This is a genomic window from Pantoea sp. Taur, assembly GCF_009830025.1.
GTDB classification, from domain to species: Bacteria; Pseudomonadota; Gammaproteobacteria; order Enterobacterales; family Enterobacteriaceae; genus Pantoea; species Pantoea communis.
This window is the reverse complement of the sequence record NZ_SZZZ01000027.1, coordinates 15,585-35,366: the sequence shown is the minus strand read 5'-3', so window position 1 is coordinate 35,366 and position 19,782 is coordinate 15,585. Positions and strand designations below refer to the sequence as shown.

7 protein-coding genes are annotated in these 19,782 nt (G+C 55.6%); all 7 read right to left on the bottom strand.

Annotated elements, in window-relative coordinates; genetic code table 11:
- Positions 1-310: 310 nt before the first annotated feature.
- On the bottom strand, positions 311-1,651 hold the full coding sequence (locus FD744_RS23295) for an ISNCY family transposase (protein WP_160869684.1): 1,341 nt from the start codon (positions 1,649-1,651) through the stop codon (positions 311-313).
- 475 nt (positions 1,652-2,126) lie between these two features.
- Positions 2,127-3,533 (bottom strand): ISNCY family transposase, encoded by a 1,407-nt coding sequence (locus FD744_RS23290; protein WP_160869672.1) that lies wholly within the window; start codon positions 3,531-3,533, stop codon positions 2,127-2,129.
- A gap of 158 nt (positions 3,534-3,691) precedes the next feature.
- Positions 3,692-4,063, bottom strand: coding sequence for a helix-turn-helix domain-containing protein (locus tag FD744_RS23285; protein ID WP_160869670.1), 372 nt, complete (start codon positions 4,061-4,063; stop codon positions 3,692-3,694).
- 69 nt (positions 4,064-4,132) lie between these two features.
- Positions 4,133-5,479 carry an ISNCY family transposase gene (locus tag FD744_RS23280; RefSeq protein WP_160869682.1) on the bottom strand — a complete coding sequence of 449 codons (1,347 nt, stop codon included), beginning with the start codon at positions 5,477-5,479 and terminating at the stop codon, positions 4,133-4,135.
- A 373-nt stretch (positions 5,480-5,852) separates the two neighbouring features.
- A complete protein-coding gene (locus FD744_RS23275) occupies positions 5,853-6,320 on the bottom strand; it encodes a hypothetical protein (RefSeq protein WP_160869680.1) in 468 nt (155 codons plus the stop codon).
- Between the two features lie 85 nt (positions 6,321-6,405).
- On the bottom strand, positions 6,406-7,008 hold the full coding sequence (locus FD744_RS23270; protein WP_160869668.1) for a hypothetical protein: 603 nt from the start codon (positions 7,006-7,008) through the stop codon (positions 6,406-6,408).
- A complete protein-coding gene (locus tag FD744_RS23265) occupies positions 6,992-19,774 on the bottom strand; it encodes a hemagglutinin repeat-containing protein (RefSeq protein ID WP_160869666.1) in 12,783 nt (4,260 codons plus the stop codon). Before FD744_RS23265 ends, FD744_RS23270 begins: the two co-directional genes overlap by 17 nt.
- Positions 19,775-19,782 lie beyond the last annotated feature (8 nt).

The following is a 19,782-nucleotide window of genomic DNA, read 5'->3' as shown; positions in this document are numbered from 1 at the left end:
TAGACAATACAGAATAGGCCACGGACTCAGTGGCGTCTTTGAATGGCCATGATAGAGAACTGATACAGTTAACAGCACAGTCATGCCAGGCTCCTGACGTCACTGACGGTAAACCCGCCCATATTTACTATCCGTACCTCCAAAAGTGACATTATCAAATTGGACTCTCAATAAAAGTACGGGTAATGCTCTTTATGTATAATTATCAACTAATTATATATGTCTTTCCTTATTGAAAATGTCCCCCTGATTTCCCGGTTTTAAATGTCACCTTTTGCTGATTTCTGATGAAGAGAAAAGGGCAGTGAGCTCATTTTTTCAGGCTGGATTTAAAAAGAGAGGGTTCGGCTAGAACCGGATTGATGGTCCTGAGCTGAGCCTGAATCTGCGCCCGTCTTTTAGGCATGCTCTGGCTGCGCTTTCTTTTCCCTGCGGCTTCAAGCTCATCCTGCTTTTCCTGCGCCAGCTTCAGCACCGCGCCCAGCCTTTTGTTATCAACGATACGTCCCTGACTGATGCAGTCCAGCTTATCGAACATCTGATATTTCAGCGTTCTGTTTCCATGGCGGAATGCGAGCGTGCCGTCCGGATAATCAAAAGCGAGGATTTTTTCTCCGGCTATGCGTGAGTTTTCTTCAGTGGGTTCAACGAGATAAAAAATTTTATCGTACTGAAAAGTCAGTGATTTTGAAAGCGTACGCAGCGTCTGCCACGCGAATATGTCATCCAGCTCCGGGCTGCTTTCTGAGACGGTGCGGTGCAGGTTTTTCGGGTATTTTGCCGGTCTGGCAAATCGGAGGTTGAAGTCGCTGATGAACGTTTCGATCCAGGCGTTGGCGGCATCAATGCCGGTGATATCCTCCAGTCGCATCTCCTTAACCAGCCGATCCTGCAGCGTCAGATTGGCGCGCTCAACGCGGCCCTTGGCCTGAGAGCTGTTGGCACAGATAAGATCGATGTTCAGGTCATGCAGTGCGCGTCCGAACTGCGTTATGCCGGTACGTCGTGTTTCGGCCTGACTGACGCGAAACACCGCATGTTTGTCACTGTAAAAAGCCACCGGCTTGCCGTGTTTTTCGATGTAGTCGCGGGTGGCCACCATGTAATCAAAGGCTGACTCACTCTGACAGAAGCGCAGGTGCATCAGACGGCCGGTCGCATCTTCAATATAAACCAGAAGGCAGCATTTTTGCGCGCGGCCTTCGAACCAGTCATGGTGTGAGCCGTCGATCTGGATAAGCTCGCCCAGGCAATCCCGCCGCAGGCGCGGCTGATAAATGCGGGGCTGACGACGAGCGTGTGGGATCCAAAGTCCATCCGCAGTCATCCAGCATCGCAGCGTCTCGACAGAAATCGTAATTCCGTGGCGCTCCTGAAGTTTTTCTGCGGCAAGTGTGGGGCCGAAACCCACGTAATTTTCACGTAGCAGCGTCAGTATGCGGTGGCGCAGACTGTCATCGATGCGATGTGTGCCGGGCTTTCCACGCCGTGCATCGGTAAGACCGGCTGCACCAGACTCGCGGTAGCGGTTCATCAGCCGCTGAACCTGACGCTCGGTAAGATCCAGCTGAGAGGCCGCATCACGGCGACGCAGACGTTTTTCAATAACAGCCTGAATGACGGGAATACGGTGAAGTTCTTTGTTCGACATGGTCACCAGCATCAGCAGAGATCTCCCAGAAAAGGTGGCAAACGCGCCGCATCTGGGTGACATTATCAAATTGGACTCTCAATATATGTTGAAGCTAAGCAGAGATGACCGGGTTCAGGCAAATCTGAGATGTCCGGATGAGATGAATTGCAGCCTTTCAAATCACAGTATGATGTGGAATTATTGGCAGATAAATTTGATTATCAGGGAAGCCAACTTTGAGGCATGAACTCTGGGTCGAGCCTGATGGATGCCAGACTTTTTGTCTGAAAGGTGTCCAGGGAAATGCAGCAAGATCATTATTGGATCCTGGTGCAAAACTTATATGGGAAGTGGATGCGGCCAGCCATTATGAAGCAATGACCCTTTATTATAAATATATGGACTGGGGCCAATATATAACGTCTTTTCCTGAACAGGATTGTAAAACTTATTCCGAACTGGGTTGGGAGTAAAGTTACTGAACAAGCCTGATTTAAGTATCTTTCCGCTCAAAAATTTCCTCGCTGCGGCTCTGTAAGTCAAATAACGCTTCCAGTAAATCATCCTCATTCACCGCACGCTGCCGCTTTTTAGCTGGATCTTTCTTCGCACTTCTCCGACTCGTCCCGGTTCCGGCCGGGAGGCCCTGAGACCGCGTATTATCACGCTTGTCCTGCATCAGCTTGGCCACGGCCAGCGCGTGTCCAAGCCGCTTGTTGTCAACGATCGCACCCTGGTCAACTTCAGACAGCCGGTCGTAGGCAGAGTAGGGAAGCACCGTGCCGTGACTCCTGAGTTCAACGCGACCATCCGGGTACTGCCAGGCATCCAGATATTTACCCATCGCGCGGCGGCTGTCATCGTTATCCTCAAGCAGCAACAGCATTTTATCGTAGCGGACCTTCAGCGCTTTCGAAACCTTGCGCGGTTCGCGCCAGGTAAATATCTGGTTCAGGTTGTCGTCTGCATCGAGCGGACGGTGAACGTCAAAATCATGCCTCGGTGCCTTCGCGAAACGCCGGTTGTAGTCCGCCATAAACTCAGCGGCAAAGGCGTTAGCCGCGTCAGGCGTGCTGATGTCACGCAGTCTGAGTTCATTGACCAGCCGATCCTGCAACGTGAGGTGTGCACGCTCCACGCGGCCCTTGGCAGAGCTGGTGCTGGCGCAGATGCCGGTGATGTTCAGCTCGTTCATCGCGCGACCGAACTGCGTCTGACCGTCGCCGCCAGCCGCATTTTTATTGTTGATGCGGAACACGCTGGCCTTGTTGCTGTAAAACGCCAGCGGCTTGCCGTGCTGCTCCAGATAGCCGCGCGTGGCTTCAAAGTAGGTGAACGTGGACTCGGAGCGGACGAAATGAAGCTGCATCAGGCGGCTGGTCGCGTCATCCACATAAACCAGCAGCGTGCAGGCCGGACCACGTTCCTCGAACCAGCGGTGATCGCAGCCGTCGATCTGTATCAGCTCGCCGACGCACGCACGGCGGTAGCGAGGTTGCTGGATTTTTGGCGCACGATGCCTGCGCGGGATCCAGAGGCCTGACTGCATCATCAGCTTCCGTACGGTCTCTTTAGACAGCGTCACGCCGTGCAGCTCGGCCAGCTTCTCGCAGGCGAGCGTCGGACCAAAGTCTGAGTAGCGCTCTCGGATGATCTGAACCGCACGTTCAGCAAGGCCTGCTGGCAGCTGATAGTTACTGGGCTTTCCGCGCCGGCGATCAGCCATACCCAGCGGACCGTCTGTACGATAGCGCTGAAGCAGGCGGCGACAGTGCCGGTCGGAAATACCGAGACGCTCAGCTGCGAGATGGGTTGTCAGCCGCCGGTCGACGACGTCCTGGATAACTTTAAGCCGGTTAACTTCGTTCATCGTGAAAAACTCCGCACCAGAAGCCGTCATATCAGGATCCTCAGCAGGTAGCCCGAAGCGGCCAGGTAAGCTTAGCTCAGAACGGCCAGGTTAGCTTTGCTTCAATAATATATGTCTATCCATTATTAAGATGTCGTCTTCGTGGCTAAGTTAAAGTGTCATCTTTGACATGGATAGAGTCTGGATGGTCAGAGTCTGTCTTTCGGATGGGCTACCCAGGTCTTCTCGGCAATCATCAGCTTCCTGACGGTTTCCTTTGATATGCTCAGCCCGAAGCCTGCGTTGAGTAAGCGCCATGCTCCGGTCGGACTCATGCCACGGCAGCGAGTGCGAAGAAGTTTCACCACCTGAGTCTTAAGCTCTTCTTTCAGCTGATAGTTGCTGGGTTTACCCCGGCGCAGATTCACCACGCCGGTTCGACCGGATTCGCGGTAACGGCTTACCAGGCGACGGCACTGGCGGGAAGATATCTCCATTGACTGCGCGGCATCTGCCGCTGTGATGTCGCCCGCCAGATACATTTCAATGAGGTCGGCCCGCAGCTGCTCCCGCAGGGTCATTACTTTTTTTCCTGAGTCATTTTTCCTCCCTTAGGCGCCGTGTCCGCGGAAGCGGGCAGGGTGCGGGTGTCAGCGTTTGAGGTCTGAGACAAAGCTCACCGGATTCACCAGCACCGGATTAATTGCCCTCAGCGCTTCAAGTGCACGCTCCTGAGCCAGCCGGCGCGGCATCTTTTTACTGCGTGAACGTTTCCCGGCCGCTTCCTGCTCATCCTGTTTTTCCTGCGCCAGGCGCAGTACGGCACCAAGGCGTTTGTTATCGACGATCTCACCCTGATCCACACAGGCCAGCTTGTCGAAAACCTGATAACTCAGCTCCCGCTGAGCATAGCGGAAGCAGATCCTGCCGTCAGGATATTCAAACACGGTGACTTTTTCACCTGCGATGCGGGTGTTCGCATCTGAGGGCTCGATAAGATAGAGCATTTTATCGTATTGAAAAGTCAGCGATTTTGATAACTTCCGCTGGTCCTGCCAGGCAAAGATATCGTCCAGTTCATCCGGTGACAGGCCTGAAGGACGATGCAGATCCTTCGGATACTTTGGCGGTCGCGAAAATCGGCGGTTAAAGTCATCGATAAAGCCGGTTACCCAGCGGTTCGCTTCGCTGATGGAGCTGATATTGTGCAGCCGCATCTCCTTGACCAGCCGGTCCTGCAGCGTCTGGTTCGCACGCTCAACGCGGCCCTTAGCCTGGCTGCTGTTGGCGCAGATCAGCTCAATGCTCAGATCGCGCAGCGCCCGGCCAAACTGCGTGGTGCCACTGCGGCGAGCCTCCGTTCCGTTAACGCGGAAAACGGCGTGCTTGTCACTGTAAAATGCGACGGGTTTTCCATGAACATCAATGTACTCACGCGTTGCCGTCATATAATCGAACGCAGACTCTGAATCACAGAAGCGCAGGTGCATAAGGCGGCCGGTCGCATCGTCAACGTACACGAGAAGGCAGCACTTCGGCGCGCGGTCCTCAAACCAGGCATGGTGAGAGCAGTCCAGCTGCACCAGTTCGCCGAGGCAGTCGCGCCGGTGTCTCGGCTGATAGATGTGCACCTGTCTTCGTGAGTGAGGCCGCCAGAGCCCGTCTGAAATCATCCAGTTGCGGACAGTCTCAACGGAAACCGGAATGCCGTGTCGTTCGAGAAGCTTCTCGGTGACCAGCGTTGGACCAAAGTCCGCGTAGTGTTGCCGGATCAGATGCAGAGCGACGCAGCGTAAATCTTCAGGAATGCGGTTGTTGCCGGGACGCCCGCGACGTTCTGATACAACCGACGCCGCGCCATGTTCACGATAACGCCGCAGAACGCGCTGAACCTGACGGACGGTGAGTTCGAGAAGGCGCGCAGCTTCACGCTGCAGCAGAGTGTGGTCGTGAACGCGCTGAATGATGCCGAGCCGATATAGATCTTTATCTGTCATGGTCACCAACATAAAGTCTGCATCCTTAGCTAAGCCTGAGGAGATCTAAGGTTAGCTCAGGGACGACATCTGTGAATTGTTCCATACGACATTAGCGTTTTGGAGTAACAATATAAGTTCGCAAAATACTTATTATGTTAAATAAGGCATCTGTAGGCGCACTCCAGCCTTTACCAGGCTATTAACTACTGATAATTAATGGCGTGCCAGGAAATGGTTATTGCCTTGTTCTGATCTAAACAGCTTCAGCTTTTCAGTGTGTTGCCAATTTCAGTTTTTTCTGTTTCATCAGTAAGATTCGTACTATTTACCAATGATCCTTGGGGTTGGATATTCATCTGGAAACCTGTGCCGAACACTTCCATGCCAGTCATCAAGTTATTTTAACCCCATCACCGAATTTATGTTGTCGAAGACTTGCCAGAAACGTAATAACACTATTCAAATCAGTAGCCCACTCGGAAATCCTCATACCATCATTATTATGAGTTTCACGTTCACCAATAAAGTTATTAATGTTTTCAGGAGTGAAATTTTGGCATTCATTCAAAAAAATAATTTTATGTTGAAAGTAGGCCTCATCACCATGATAATACGCTACCCAAACAAATATAAAATTCGTAAACTCCGGATCATACATCGATACCGCTAAGGCAGAGTGTTTTTTATTATCAATACCTTGATTAAGAGAAGAGATCCAATTCCTCTTATAATCCCCAAGGGACCAATAAGAAATTGGGATGTGTAATCGCTCAGTGAAGTCACCTATGATTATTGAAGAAGAAATAACTAACTCCCCATTCTCTTTAATCGGTTCGCCTTCGGAAAAAATACCGAACATTTTCAAACCTTAATCCTGTTTAAATTACTGGAGGAGTCACCGATTAACGGGGCTATGGAGTGGCGCGAGCTTTGGGATCACTTATTTACATTTTTAATTTCCAGAAGTTCATTCCGTCAATTATCCAATATTGTTCACTATCGGGAACGAGCAGTCCAAACATATTGTTTTTTTGAGAACTCCAATTCGGTGGGGCTAGGTTTTCGTGATCTCTTTCCCAATCAGTGTGCTGAAATATTTTTTTATCAAAATTTATGTAAAATTTAGGTAGCCGCAATCTCCACTCATCCCAATCAGGTCTAACCGCTTCATTAGATGTTGAAAGGAAATTTTCTATGTATGAGTAAAACGAACATAAATCCTCTTTGGTTTTGTTGTGTATGAAAAAATTATGCATCCATGATTTTGTGAAACATTTTACATTGGCTATTTTCATGTATTCAAAGAAATTACTTCTATCAAGTAAGGGAATCCCACCTCTGAATGAGTTTAATGCTTCATCAAGTTGTTCAGGTTTTAGCCAGCCATTCTGGATGTAAGCATCATATTCTGGTCTGACATCAATGCAATAATTCTCTTTACTATCAATAATATAATAATGTGATCCATTCAATACGAATATAGCAATATCGACATCACCATTGAATAAAGAGTCATGGATCTCTTGAACTTCAGTCGCCAAATTCATTAAGAAACTCCTCTTTAGTCAGAACTCGAGCTTTTGAAGAACTCTGCTCAATTAATCTATCCCAAACCTTGGGAAGTTCTAATGATACACTAGGTTGACCTTTGGTAGGGTCAACAATTTTGGGGGCAGTAGGATCCTTAGGCACACCTGGTATGGGGCGTTGTGGCACCGCTGCTTCCATTATTTGCTTGTTCAACGTTGAGTCAATCTCAAACACAACGACAGTGCCGTCCTGTCTTTTATTAGTTAGATAGTAGACTGCGTGATTAGGTCCATTGGTGCTAACACATAATTGCCCGCTACACCCACTATTAACTGAAACTGTTCCATCTGAGTTTACGCTTATCCTGTTTTGACTTGTTTGGGTACCACTTCCGCCTCCTTCTACCCTGAAATAGGTTTCAGTAGTATTTTTGATTGAATCTTGACTTGTGCTTGAAGTGCCACCTTTTCCTTCCTTGGAAGCCGAAGTTCCAGCGGAGATGCCCTTTAAACCAGCAATTACTGCAATAATCGCCTGCGTTTGCATTGCTCTATCATATTTTTCAGCAGTTTTGCTCCAGTCGTCCTGCGTCCAATCCTGTTTATTCGCTTGAGTAATGGCGGTGATAGCTCTGTCGCGAGATATGCTCCCTTCATCCAGTCCCTTTAAAATATCTTGAGCGTTTTTAGCATCTTCAGGATATAAATCACTGAAAATTAAGCGATATCCAGCTGCACTTTCACCATAGCTATCAAGAGCCTTTTGCGCCTCAGCAACCAGTGCTCCGCAGGCATCTCCTCCTTTATTACCCTGAGTACAGATATCGTGAATTGCCTGGTCTCTGGCTTTATCCGTCTCGCGGAGATCTGCCAGTTCTTTTGCTTCATCTTCTGAAATGCTCCCCGCTTTCTCCTTGCGTTCCAGGTTAGACTTAATTTGGGCTTCGTTAGCGCTTAGATAATTATTCTCAACCTCTGTCCTGCCTGCAGATCCCCCACTTCCCACTCCGGCACTACCATCAACCGCACCGCCGGCTGCTGCGCCTGCCAGTGTTACAACATTCGCTACCAGCATCTTTTCATCGGCTGAGAGTTGATAAGCTTTTTTGCTGAACAACATTTCGCTGAGTGCATCACCAGAACTGAGCAATCCGGCCGTCAGTCCGCCCGCCGCACCGCCAATGGTGCTACCGCCCTGCGCTTTTGCAATCAGACCCGATGCCAGCGTATGCAGCAGGACGCGCATTGGCTCGTTACCCTGCGACACCTGCTTGACCATCTGCGCCAGCAGTGGCGCGGCACCTGCCGCTACCGCACCGCTGACGTTGCCGCCCGCCAGCCCGGCAAACAGCCCGCTGATGGCCTGTGCCGCAATCTGCAGGTCAGAACCGACGCCGTACTTCTCTTCAACTTTGTGATCAAAATCATCGAGCGTTTTTTTCTTATCCGCGTCTGAGAGTCCATTGAACGCGGCATCAGTTTTAAGCTTCTCTCTCTCCTGCTCTTTCTCCTGCTTCTTGAGCGCGTCGAAGGTCTGCTGGATAGCCTGCTGCCCCAGTACCGCCATCTCTCGCTGAACAGCCAGGCTGTCTTCCGCCTTCTGCGCATCAAACTTATCCCTCAGCGCATTCTCCGCTGCGGCAGTGTCGCGGCTGATTTGCGATACGTCCTGCTTCTGGGCATCCGGGTTGCGGATCTCAATCGTTCCCGGCGAGATGGCACTGTAGGTGGTAGAACTTGCCCGGTCCTTCGTCTGCTGCAGCGTGCCCATCGGCAGCGAGTTGCCACCCGACGGCTGTGGCTCCCCGGATTTCGGAATGTTGTTGATGAAGCTGTCAGACGCTGGCGTGGTGGTTTTACCCATGCTGCCGCTGACGGCCACGCTGAAGCCATTGCCGCCGGAATTGGCGTGGTTTTCAATATCGGTCCAGCCGAGCGTACCGGTGCTGAGGTGGTTTTTGTCCGGCGTTGCGGAGGAGGCGATGACCGCGCCATCCAGCTGCGTATGGTTGCCGACGTAAATGTTGTAGCCACCGTCACCCGCGCTGATGCTGCTCTGCTGCTGTACAGAATCAAAATCGTTATAAATTTTGCTGCCGCTCATGCTGGCGCTGCCCTGCACCGGTACGCCCGCACAGATTGGCGGCACGCAGATGCTGGCGCTGAAGCCGGATGAGCTCTGATGGCTGTCGTAGCTCGCACGGTCCTGCTGGCTGGCAATCTCCAGATTACGTCCCGCGTCGAGGTCGACGTGATGACCGTTGAGGTTCGCGCCTTTCAGCGTCACGTCCTGACCGGCTTTCACCTTCAGGTCGCCTGCGGCGGTCACTTCGCTGTTGTGGTGAGTAATGCTGCTGCCGTTGCCGTTTGCGCTGTTCTGGCTGGCGGCCAGTTCAATGGAGAAGCCGTTCTGGCTGCCGCCGAGGCCAAAGCCCACGCCGACGCCATACTTGCTGCCCCCGCTGCTCGATTTCTGGCTGCTGCTGTCCGTGGCGCTGCTCAGGGCGATATCGCGGCCCGCACTCAGGGAGACGTTGTCGCCGCTGATTTTGACGCCTTCACTGGTGATGTCCTGCTTCGCCGTCACCGCTACGTCGCCGCCCGCTTTCAGCACGCTGCCGCTCTGCTGCGTACTGCTCTGCTCCACGGACTGATGGCTGCTGCCTGCGGTGGCGCTGACGGTGACTTTGACGGCTGCGGTGTTCTGGGTATACGCCGACAGCGCGGTCATGGCCGCCTGCGCGGCATAAATGGCCTGCAGGCGCGGATCGTCACTCTGTTTGTGCGACTGAGCGAGCTTGTCTGCCGCCTGCGCCATGCTCACGCCGTAGCCGGAGACCTGCGCGGTGATGCCATACTGCGAGGATTTACTGCTGCTGCTGGCGTCGTGCGTGTCTTTCGCCGGGTCGAGGTGGACGTTTTCGCCGTTAACGTTCAGCACATTGCCGGCGTAGACGTCTGCGCCCTGCAGGTTAACGTCTTTAGCTGCATTCACCGTCACGTTGCCCAGCGTACTGACGATGCCGCTGCGCACGGTGTTCTGCTGTGTGCCCATGCTGGCGTTTTTCCAGCTGTTGTGGCCTACCCCCACGGTTCCGCTGTAGCCGTCGCCGCCCAGATCGCCAATGGCATGGTCCGATCCGCTGGCCGACGTCTGCTGACGGTCTTCCCCCGCGGCGACGCTGACGTTGCCCTGTTCAGCGTTCAGTGAGACGCCGGTGGTGCCGGTTAGCGTTGAGCCGGTTATCGCGATGTCACCTTTGTGGCTGGTCACGTCAACGCTGCCAGCGGTAATGGATGACGTGTGCTGCGTGAGAATGCTACTGTCGCCGTTCATCTGGCTGTTTTGGGAGCCGTAGTTGGTGCCCGCCGATCCGTTGTTCGGTGAACCGCCGGCGCTGCGCGTCAGTGCACCCAGTGAGGCGGACGTGGTAGCTGACCAGCTCTTGCTGCTGCTGCTGGTTGCCGCCTTCTGGCTGTCGGCGGCGGTGGTGATCTCGATATCACGCGTGGCGTCCAGCGTGGCTTTGCCACCGGCGTTCAGGTTGCTGCCCTGCACCAGAATGTTGCCGGTCGCGGCATCCGCATCGCCGCTGGCTTTCAGCACCAGATTGCCGGAGGCATTGAGCGTGCTGCCGCTCTGATAAACGCTCTCGCTGTTCTGGCTGGCTTTGCTGCCTGACCGGCCATAGGTCAGACCCGGTCCGGGAGAATCCACCGCGCTGGCGCCAAACTCGTTACCTATCTGCTTAACCTGGTCGTACACCGAACTGGTATTGTTCATGATGTCGCGCAGGTTGCGTACCGTGTCCAGCGGCGTGAGGTTAAGGCTCAGGCCAAAGCCACTGCTTTTCGACTCCTGTTTCGCGGTCTCGCGCACCTGATCCTGCCCGGCCACGATGGCGATATTCTTCGCCGTGATGCTGATGTCACCTTTCTCGCCGCCCGCCACCACGTCGCTGCCCTTGATCAGCGCGTTGTTACCTGCCGTCAGGGTGACGGCACCGTTGCCTGCTCCCACCAGGCTGCGCGCATCGCTCTGCGTGACTTGATCGCCGTTGCGTTCACTCTTCGCCGACTGTTTGCCGTAGCTGAGACCGAGTCCGCCGCCCATCAGGCCGCTCTTCTTCACCTCTTTGAGGCTGTAGGTCGATTCGGTGTTAGTGGCGGTAACAATGTTTAGATCATTGCCTGCACTGAGTGCGACACCTTTGTCACCGGCAATGGAAGAACCTTGTACGGTCAGGTCGTTTCCTGCAATCACAGAGACCGTATTACCGCTCAGCTGTGACCCCTTTTCACGGGTGACGCTGTCTTCCTGAATGGTGTGCGTGGTGGTTTTCTTCAGGAAGCCTTTCTTGGTGTTTATCTCTTCGCGGTATGCATAGTCGCTTTCGGTCGCGGTGGTGAGATCCACGTTACGGCCGGCTTTCAGAGACAGGTCCTGGTCGGCTGTGATGTTGCTGGCCTGGTTGGTAATGTCGCGACCAGCTGTAAGGGAAGTGCTGCCTGCGCTGGTAATTTCAGTACCCTGCTGCCGCACGGCTTCGTTGATGATGATTTTTTTGCTGCTGCGTTCGCTGTTGCCAGATACTGAGTCTTCCGCGTTTAGATTGATGTCACGACCTGCCTGAAGAGATGCATCTTTGCCTGATTTAAGAACCGCTGCCTGACTGGTGAGGTCATGGCCTGCTGAAAGTGAAAGGTTGCCCCCGGATGTCACTGAGGTACGGTCGGCAGAGGAACTATGCGACTCATTGTTGCCCTTCTGCGTATTTTTACTGAGCTGGCCAGCATTGAGCTGAAGGTCATTTTCCGCGCTGAGCGTTGCATTCCCAGCGGCAGTGAGAGAACTGGCGGTAATAGCAAGATTGCGTCCGGCATCTATAACCAAACTGCCACCTGCACTCACTTCACTGTTCTGATTGCTTAAGATATCTGTCTGTGCCGGTGTGTTACCCATGCGCCCGTTACTTCCGGAGGTGCTGGCAATCTGATTAGCACTGACAGCAATGTCACCCCAGGCGCTCATCAACAGATCCCCACCTGCTGAAAGTGAGGCACCCTGAAGCGAGATGTTATTACCCGAGTTAAGTGTTAAGGATTGTCCTGCCGTGATTGCAGCAATGCTTCCTGTCTGAACGTTTTTCAGGCCATTGCTGCCAGCGCCAAGTGGGTTAGCCAATGTGATGTTATTGATGCTGCCATCCAGCGTTTCCAGCGCGACGGCTTTGCCCTGGAAGGTGCTGCTAATGTTGTTGATGTCGCCAATCGCACTCAGGTTCAGTCCATTCCCCGCTTTGACAAGTCCATCATTCAGGTTACTGATGCTGTTCTGGCTATCCAGAGAAACCGAATCTGTTGCGAGCAGCGTACTGCCGCTATTGGTGATTGATCCGCCAGCTACGTTGACGTTTCTGGCTGCAATCACGCTGCCGTTATTAACCGCTACGTCTTTAGGCGAAAGGTAGAGTTTTGGCACCATCACCGTCTCGCCGTTGATGGTGGCTGACTCCCACCACAGTATGCTGTGATCGAGGGACGCAACCTGATCCGCCGTTAACGAAACACCAAACTGCAGGTTTAATGACTGCTTAGCCGATGCCGCGTTATCCATCAGATACTGCATTTGTGCCAGGTCTGAGCCCGTACCGTTCAGATACTGGCTTCCGGTCTGGTTAAGCACCACATTGCTGACATACCGGGTATCAAACGCGGCATCGCCCAGGAAGCGATAGTCACTGTCCGGTTTGAGATTAAGCCTGTCGAGCAGGTATGAAGATCCCAGGAACGTATTCGCATCGGTGTATTGCTGGCGGGTTTCCTGCACTGCGCTGGTAGGCTGCTTACCCAGTAACGTATTGAGATCGCCAAATAAGCTGCTATCCAGCTGACCAAGCCCATTCAGTTTTGGATTGACAGTAATGAGGTAAGGGCTGGAGGGGTTGGTTGAAACCACAAAATAGCCGTTGTCGCTGGCAGGTACCGGGTACGCACTGCTGTCAACGTTTGTTGCCTGATATGACTTGAGTGATGACGGTGCAAGTGACCCGCCGGCATCTTTAAGTGCGCCAGACGTGCCGAGGCTGGCATGGCTCTGCTGAGCAACCGTTTTTTGGGTCAGGGAAACACCGTTATCACTGGTTGAGTCCAGTTGACTCCCGCCAGTTATTTCCTGAAGTGCATTTTGAAGCTGATCCTTCCATGCGGGCGAGTTAACAGCCACTTTATCGGCTGAGCTGAGTGATTGTTTATGAACACTACCGCTGATGGATTGCTGGCTGAGGTGTGTTAATCCGGGTGTCGCTAACGTGTTGATGGTTCCGCTAACGTGCGGATCACTGGAGGTATTACTGACGTTCTGGCTAAAGGCTGCATCAATATTGTTACCTGCCTGAATGACGCTGCGGTATACGTTGCCGGTTCCGGTGGTTTCATACACCGGGTTTCCATCAAGCGTGTAGGCAATAGAACTTGAAGTAATTGAACTGTATGAATACTGGACCTTTGACGGTCTGGCTGGGTTCGCGAGACCCAGACCATAACGGTAGATCTGATAGACGGTAGTGGTACCGTCCGTCCAGCTTTTGTTATTTAAGGTGCTGCCCGTTAGCGAAATATTATTTCTGGCAAGCATATTTGAGGCAAAATTATCGAGCTGAGTGGCTTGTATGTTCAGGTTACTGCCCGCAGCGATTCGCCCTGCACTGCCATTAGCCTGTGCAGTGACGGAAATCGTCTGGTAGGCAATCTTTTGTACATCAGCTTCGGGATAAGGGGCGTAGCTGCCGGTGTAGGTATCCCAGTCATCACCATGCCCGTGATGGTGCTCGCTTTTGCTGGCATAGAGTCCGTATTCATCCGGAGAAAACCATGAGAGTGGGATATTAACGTTAGTCCCCGACGCCCATGCTGGCACCGCGAGTTGAGTGACCTGCTCACTGGTGCTTAGCGCATCCCTCGTGTTCAGCAGGTGCCCTGTTTTAATCGTAATATCACCATTCTGTGACTCTATGGTCCCCGACGTATTGATAACCTCACCATTGGCATTCCCTGCCGCGTCGCGCTGCATCCAGAGGCTGTTGCCTGCCAGCACATCGCCGCGCTGGTTTTGAATACTGTTAGCGTACAGGTAGAGATTCTGCCCGGCATACAGCAGCGCAGTGTTCACAATGCTGCCTGGTGAGGTGATGGTGAGGCTGCCGCTCGTACCGATGAAGCCGTTGAGCGCCACGTCGCTGCGGCTGGTCAGCGCGACATTGCCTCCCCCCTGCAGCGTGCCTGCGCCGTTCATCGTGATGCGATTGCCGCTGAGGCTGCTGTCGCCGGTGCCGGTGGTGATCTGGCCGTTGTTCGTCAGGTCACCGCCTGCACTTAGCGTCAGCGCCTGCCCCTGTAACGTGCCCTGGTTGTCGATAGCGCCATTGCTGCTGATGCTGAGACGGTTGACAGCGGCCATGATGTTGCGCGCGGTGAAGCCGTTAATCAGTTTCAGCGTGGCGTCGCCCAGCGCCACCACCTGTCCGAGCTGATCAAACCCTGTGCTTTCCAGCAGCAGATTGCCGCCGCTGAACAGCTTACCCGCGGCCTGTTGCGTCACATTTGTCGCTTTGACATTCAGCTGACTGGCGCCGAGCAGCGTGCCGCTGTTGGTGAGTTGCGCATAGTTCACCACCAGGTTCCCGCCCTGCGCGATGCCCTGGTTCTGCAGGCTGTTGCCGGTGAGTGTCGCCTGCTGGTCTGCCATCAGCGTGCCGCTGTTGCTGGCGCTGGCCGCATTGAGGACCAGCTGCGAAGCCTGCAGCCAGCCGCTGTTGACCAGCTGTGGCGCGTTGAGCGTGAGATCCGCCGAAGAGAGTACCTTGCCGCTGTTGCTGGCCAGGACGCTGGTGGTAATACGGCTGGTGGCGCCCTGAATCACGCCGTAGTTATAGAGTTCGGGCGCGGTCAGCGTCAGGCCGTTCTGACTGAGCAGCGTGCCGCTGGCGTTATTGGTGAGGCGTCCGCCGGCGTTGAGCTGCAGGCTGTTGTCGCCCTGCATGCGCCCGCTGTTGGTGACGCCGCCGCTGCTGAGTAACAGGTCCTTACCCTGCATGCGGCCCGCGTTATCCACGGTGGCTGCATGCACATCCAGTGTGCCACCGCTCAGCAGCGCCGCGTTTTGCTGCTGCGTCAGCGCGCCCGACAGGGTGGTGGTCAGGCCTTCAACCCCTGAAATCTCACCGCTGTTGTTCAGCGTCGTACCCTGCAACGTCAGGTTGCGGGCAATCCACTGCCCCTGACTGGTGAAACTCAGGGCTTTAAGCGCGGCGGTGCCATTGGCGGAGATTTTGCTGCCCGCGCCGGAGGTGAGCGTGTCGCTCAGGTTCAGCTGCAGGTCGCCGGCGCTCTGAATGGCGCCGCCATTGGCGAGGCTGCTGGCATCCAGCAGGATCTGCTGTCCCTGCCAGGTGCCGTTATTCGTCACGGCGTCACCGCTGATGTGCAGCGTGCCCTGCGTCAGCAGCTGACCGCCGGCATTGTTAACCAGCACGCGCGCGGCCTGAGCCTGAACGGCAAGCAGGCGGAACCCCTGAACGGGTGCCGGGCCGAGGGTCAGTGACTTAAGGCCAATCAGGCTGCCCTGATTGGTGACGCTGGCGGGGCGGATGGCGAGCGCATCACCCTGTACCGTACCGCTGTTGTTAAGCGAACTGCCGCTGAGCGTGACGTCTTTTTCTGCCAGCAGTTTGCCGCTGTTATTCAGATTCTGCGCGTCAATCTGCGCGGCACCCTGAGACAGCAGCCCACCCTGATTATTCAGCTCCCCGCTGACCGATGCCGTGAGGTCAGCGCCGCTCAGCAGCGATCCCTGATGCTGCCAGCTTCCCGCACTGACATTTACGCCCTCACCCTGCAGCGTACCGGCGGTCTCCAGCGTGCCGGCATTCAGCCGCAGCGTTCCCCCGGTCAGAGTCTGACCACCCGCTGACTGTGTCAGACGGTCAGACGCCTGCGCATCCAGTGCCGTCGTGCCCTGCCACAGCCCCTGATTACTCAGCGAATCGCTGCGAAGCGTGAGGCTGTCCGCCATTATCTTTCCACTGTTCGTCAGGCTGCCGGTTGTTACATCGACATCTCCAGCGGACAGCAGGCTGCCGCTGTTGTCCAGCAGCGTATCCGAAGTGCCGCTCAGGGAACCGGTGCCGTTGATGGTGCCGCTGTTGGACAGTGAGGTGAAGTGATAGCCAAGGTTTTTGCCCTGCCACACGCCTGCGTTACTGGCCGTCCCTCCCTTCAGGGAAAGTTCGCCACCGCTGACAAGCTGCCCGTGAAGCAGGTTATCGAACTGGCCAAACTCTGCGCTCAGCAGCGCGTCACCTTGCAGCAGGCCCTGGTTCTGCAGCTTCACGCCAGAGGTTTTGACCTGCTGCGCGGCAACGGTTCCTGCGTTATTCAGGGTGCTGATCTGAAGATCGGCCTGCTGCTGTGCCAGCAGCAACCCATCCGCACTGTTGTCCAGTGAGCCATCGAGACCCACGTTCAGATTGGTTGCCGTGATACGACCGCTGTTGCTGACACTGTTTCCGGTCAGGCTCAGGTCGCCTGCCACCTGCAGCAGGCCGGCGTTGGTGAGCGTGACAGGTGCAAGGGAGAGCGAATCACCGGTGATCAGCTCGCCGGTGGCGGTATTCGTAATGTCAGCGCTGCTGAGTGTTAGCGCGCTGTTGCCCTGAAGCAGGCCTGAGTTCGTCAGCCGGGGGGACGTGAGGGTCAGGCGGTCTGCTGCCAGCGTACCGCTGTTACTGAGCTGGTTGCTGAGCAGGTTCATCCTCTGTTCGCTTATCAGCTTACCGCTGTTATCCAGCGCACCACTGACATTCGCGCTGAGCCCGGAACCCGCGCGCGCGCTGCCGGCGTTCTGCCAGCTTTCCAGTTTCAGGTCGAGCTGATCGGCCTGGATGCTGCCCTGGTTACTCAGCGATGAGCCCTGTACGTCTGCCTTGCCGGCCGTCAGTAATTGCCCGTTGCCTTTATTGACGAGCGTATCGCCCTGCAACGTCAGGGCATCACTACCCTGCATCAGCCCGCTGTTGACCAGATCCCCCTGCAGCGTCAGCGCCTGCGCGAGCAGCCAGCCGCTGTTGTCGGTGCTCCCCGTTATCCCGATGTGCTGCTGGCCCAGTATCTTGCCGCTGTTAGTTAACGTGCCGGCAGCAATGGTTGCATCCCCTTCACTCAGCGCATTGCCGCTGTTCTGCCAGTTGCCTGCCGTCAAGTCAAGCTGCTGACCCTGCATCTGACCGCGGTTATTCAGCTTTTCCTGCTTCAGCGTCAGCTGACCGCCGCTCAGCACGGCTCCGCTGTTGGTCAGCTGCTGCCCGGTTGCCTGCAGCGACTGTTTACCCTGCAGCGTGCCGCTGTTCTCCAAGGTAGTGGTGATGATAGCAAGCTGGCCGGCGGCTATCTGCCCGGCATTGGAAAGACTGCCGTTTTTCAGCCACACGGCGTTATCCGCCAGCAGCAGGCCACCCTGCTGATTGCTGAGAGTGTCGTTGTCTGCGGTGATATCAGTGGCGCTGATTTCTCCGGCGTTGGTCAGCGTGCCGCCGCTCAGGTTCAGGGCCGCACCGCTGGAAATCAGCCCGGCGTTGTTCAGTTCCGGCAGATCGAGCCCGAAACTGTTATCAGAGCTGACGGTGCCGTCTGCCAGGTTCGTGAGGCGCTGACCGCTGAAGCGGAGCGCCGTCGTCCCCTGAATCAGGCCGCTGTTGTCGGTTTCACCGCTGCTGAGCTGCAGCGCCTGCTGGCTGAATAGGCTGCCGGTATTGTTCAGGCTGCCTGTCGTAAACGTCCCTTCCGCCAGGCTCAGCACCTTCCCGCTGTTTAGCCAGTTGTCTGCACTGACATTCATCAGCCGGCCCTGAAGTGAACCCGCGTTATTAAGCCCGGCGGTATCCAGCGTCAGCTGGTCTTCACTGAGTACGGTCCCGGTGTTAGTCAGCTGCCGGCTCTGCGTCTGCAGCGTCTGTTTTGCCTGCAGCGTGCCGCTGTTACTGATGGTGTCGCTGTTGAGGGTCAGCCCGACGGCGGACATTTTCCCCTCGTTGGTGAGCTGCTGGTTGTTCAGCTGCAACGCCTGCCCGGCGAGCAGCGAGCCGCCCGACTGGTTCAGCACCACCGCGTTAAACACGCTGAGATCTGCCGCGTTAATTTCGCCCGCGTTGCTCAGCCTGTCGCCTCTTAGCGTCAGCGTGGTGCCGCTGCTGATGAGGCCGCTGTTGCTGAGATCCGGCAGGTTGAGCGCGAAGGTATTATTGGAACTGAGGGTGCCGCCGCTGAGATTGTTCAGGCTGCTGCCGCTGAAGCTGAACGCACTGGTGCCCTGCAGCATGCCGCTGTTATCGGTCTGCGCGCTGCTGATATCCAGCGCCGGTGCAGAGAAGACACCCTGATTGAGGAGGCTGTCGCTCACCGTCGTCAGGCTGCGGGTCGCGGCGACGCTCGCGCCCTTACTGTTCTGTAACGCACCCGCTTTGACGCTGATGACGCTCGCGGCCAGCGCGCCGCTGTTGTTCAGCTGCCGGGCATCAACGGAAAGGCGGTCAGCCGCAGTGAACTGACCGCCGTTGCTGATGTGGTTCTGAGCCTGAAGCTGAATGCTGCTGCCGGCGTTGGCGCGGGTGGATTGATCCGCGGTCAGAGTCGCCCCGCTCAGCCGGATGTCACGACCCGCCGTCAGGCTGGTCCCGCCGGTGGTCAGATTGCCCTTCGCTGTCACGGCGATCCCGGCATCGCTGACCAGGGTTCCCTGCCCCAGCGAGGCATCCTGCTGTGCGCTGACGGTGATTTGCCCGGTGGCTTTGTTATCACCGTTCAGCGCAACCGACGCGCCATTCGCCGTCAATGCGCCGCTGCTCAGGCTGTTACCCAGCGTCAGTCTACCGTTCGCATCCAGCTGAATGTCACCCTGCTTCGCGGCGAGGTTGCCGAGGTTGACCCCTACGCCCTTATCGCTCGAGACCAGATGAATACGGTTGGCGTACATGCCGCCCAGCGCGCCAGTATCGACTGCTACCGACGGCGCCGCTCCCTCTCCCGCTATCGGCGTGACAGAACCGTCCGCGCCCACGCGGTTGGCCCCCACGGTGACGGACAGATCTTTCGCGTGGATCCCGGCGTTGATCTCGGTGGCGCGCGCGACGATAGACACCGCGTCGGCACCGCTGCCGTCCAGCCCCTTACCTTCAACGGTGACAGAGCCCTTCGTGACTTCCAGCGAAGAGAGGTTGCCGTTTGCATCCAGCTGCGGCTTCCCGGTGGTCAGCGTGACGTTCGGCGTGTTGATAAAGCCGCAGCCGTTACAGGTGATGCCGTAGGGGTTCGCGACGATAACGTTAGCCGCTTTGCCCGCCACTTCGGTATAGCCCTGCAGCTGCGAGCGGTTCGCGCCCGTCACTTCATTGATGATCGCCTGCGCTTCGTGCCCGGATTTCAGGTTGGGGTTATTCTGGATCAGGCCGCCAAGCTTCGTCTGATTGAGCTGGCCGGTGGCATTGTTGAGGATCAGCCCTTCCTGGCCGACGTTGTACTGCTGGTACTGGTTGTGCGAGACGCCGGCTGAGTTAGGCGTGGCGATGTTGACCACCGGCACGCCGTTGCCGGCGGCATCCATCTTCGTGCCGGGCGTTACCGGGGTGATTTGGGCTGCCATAGCGGGCAGCATCGGCTGCACCGCCACCAGATAACAGATGAGATAGCTCAGCGCGCGACGGGCGAGGGAAACGGGTTTACGATCGTCCATAATCTTTG

Coding starts and splice junctions, on each gene's coding strand:
- FD744_RS23295 (WP_160869684.1), bottom strand. CDS start 1,651: ATGTCGAACAAAGAACTTCACCGTATTCCCGTCATTCAGGCTGTTATT.
- FD744_RS23265 (WP_160869666.1), bottom strand. CDS start 19,774: ATGGACGATCGTAAACCCGTTTCCCTCGCCCGTCGCGCGCTGAGCTAT.
- FD744_RS23270 (WP_160869668.1), bottom strand. CDS start 7,008: ATGAATTTGGCGACTGAAGTTCAAGAGATCCATGACTCTTTATTCAAT.
- FD744_RS23290 (WP_160869672.1), bottom strand. CDS start 3,533: ATGACGGCTTCTGGTGCGGAGTTTTTCACGATGAACGAAGTTAACCGG.
- FD744_RS23280 (WP_160869682.1), bottom strand. CDS start 5,479: ATGACAGATAAAGATCTATATCGGCTCGGCATCATTCAGCGCGTTCAC.
- FD744_RS23275 (WP_160869680.1), bottom strand. CDS start 6,320: ATGTTCGGTATTTTTTCCGAAGGCGAACCGATTAAAGAGAATGGGGAG.
- FD744_RS23285 (WP_160869670.1), bottom strand. CDS start 4,063: ATGACCCTGCGGGAGCAGCTGCGGGCCGACCTCATTGAAATGTATCTG.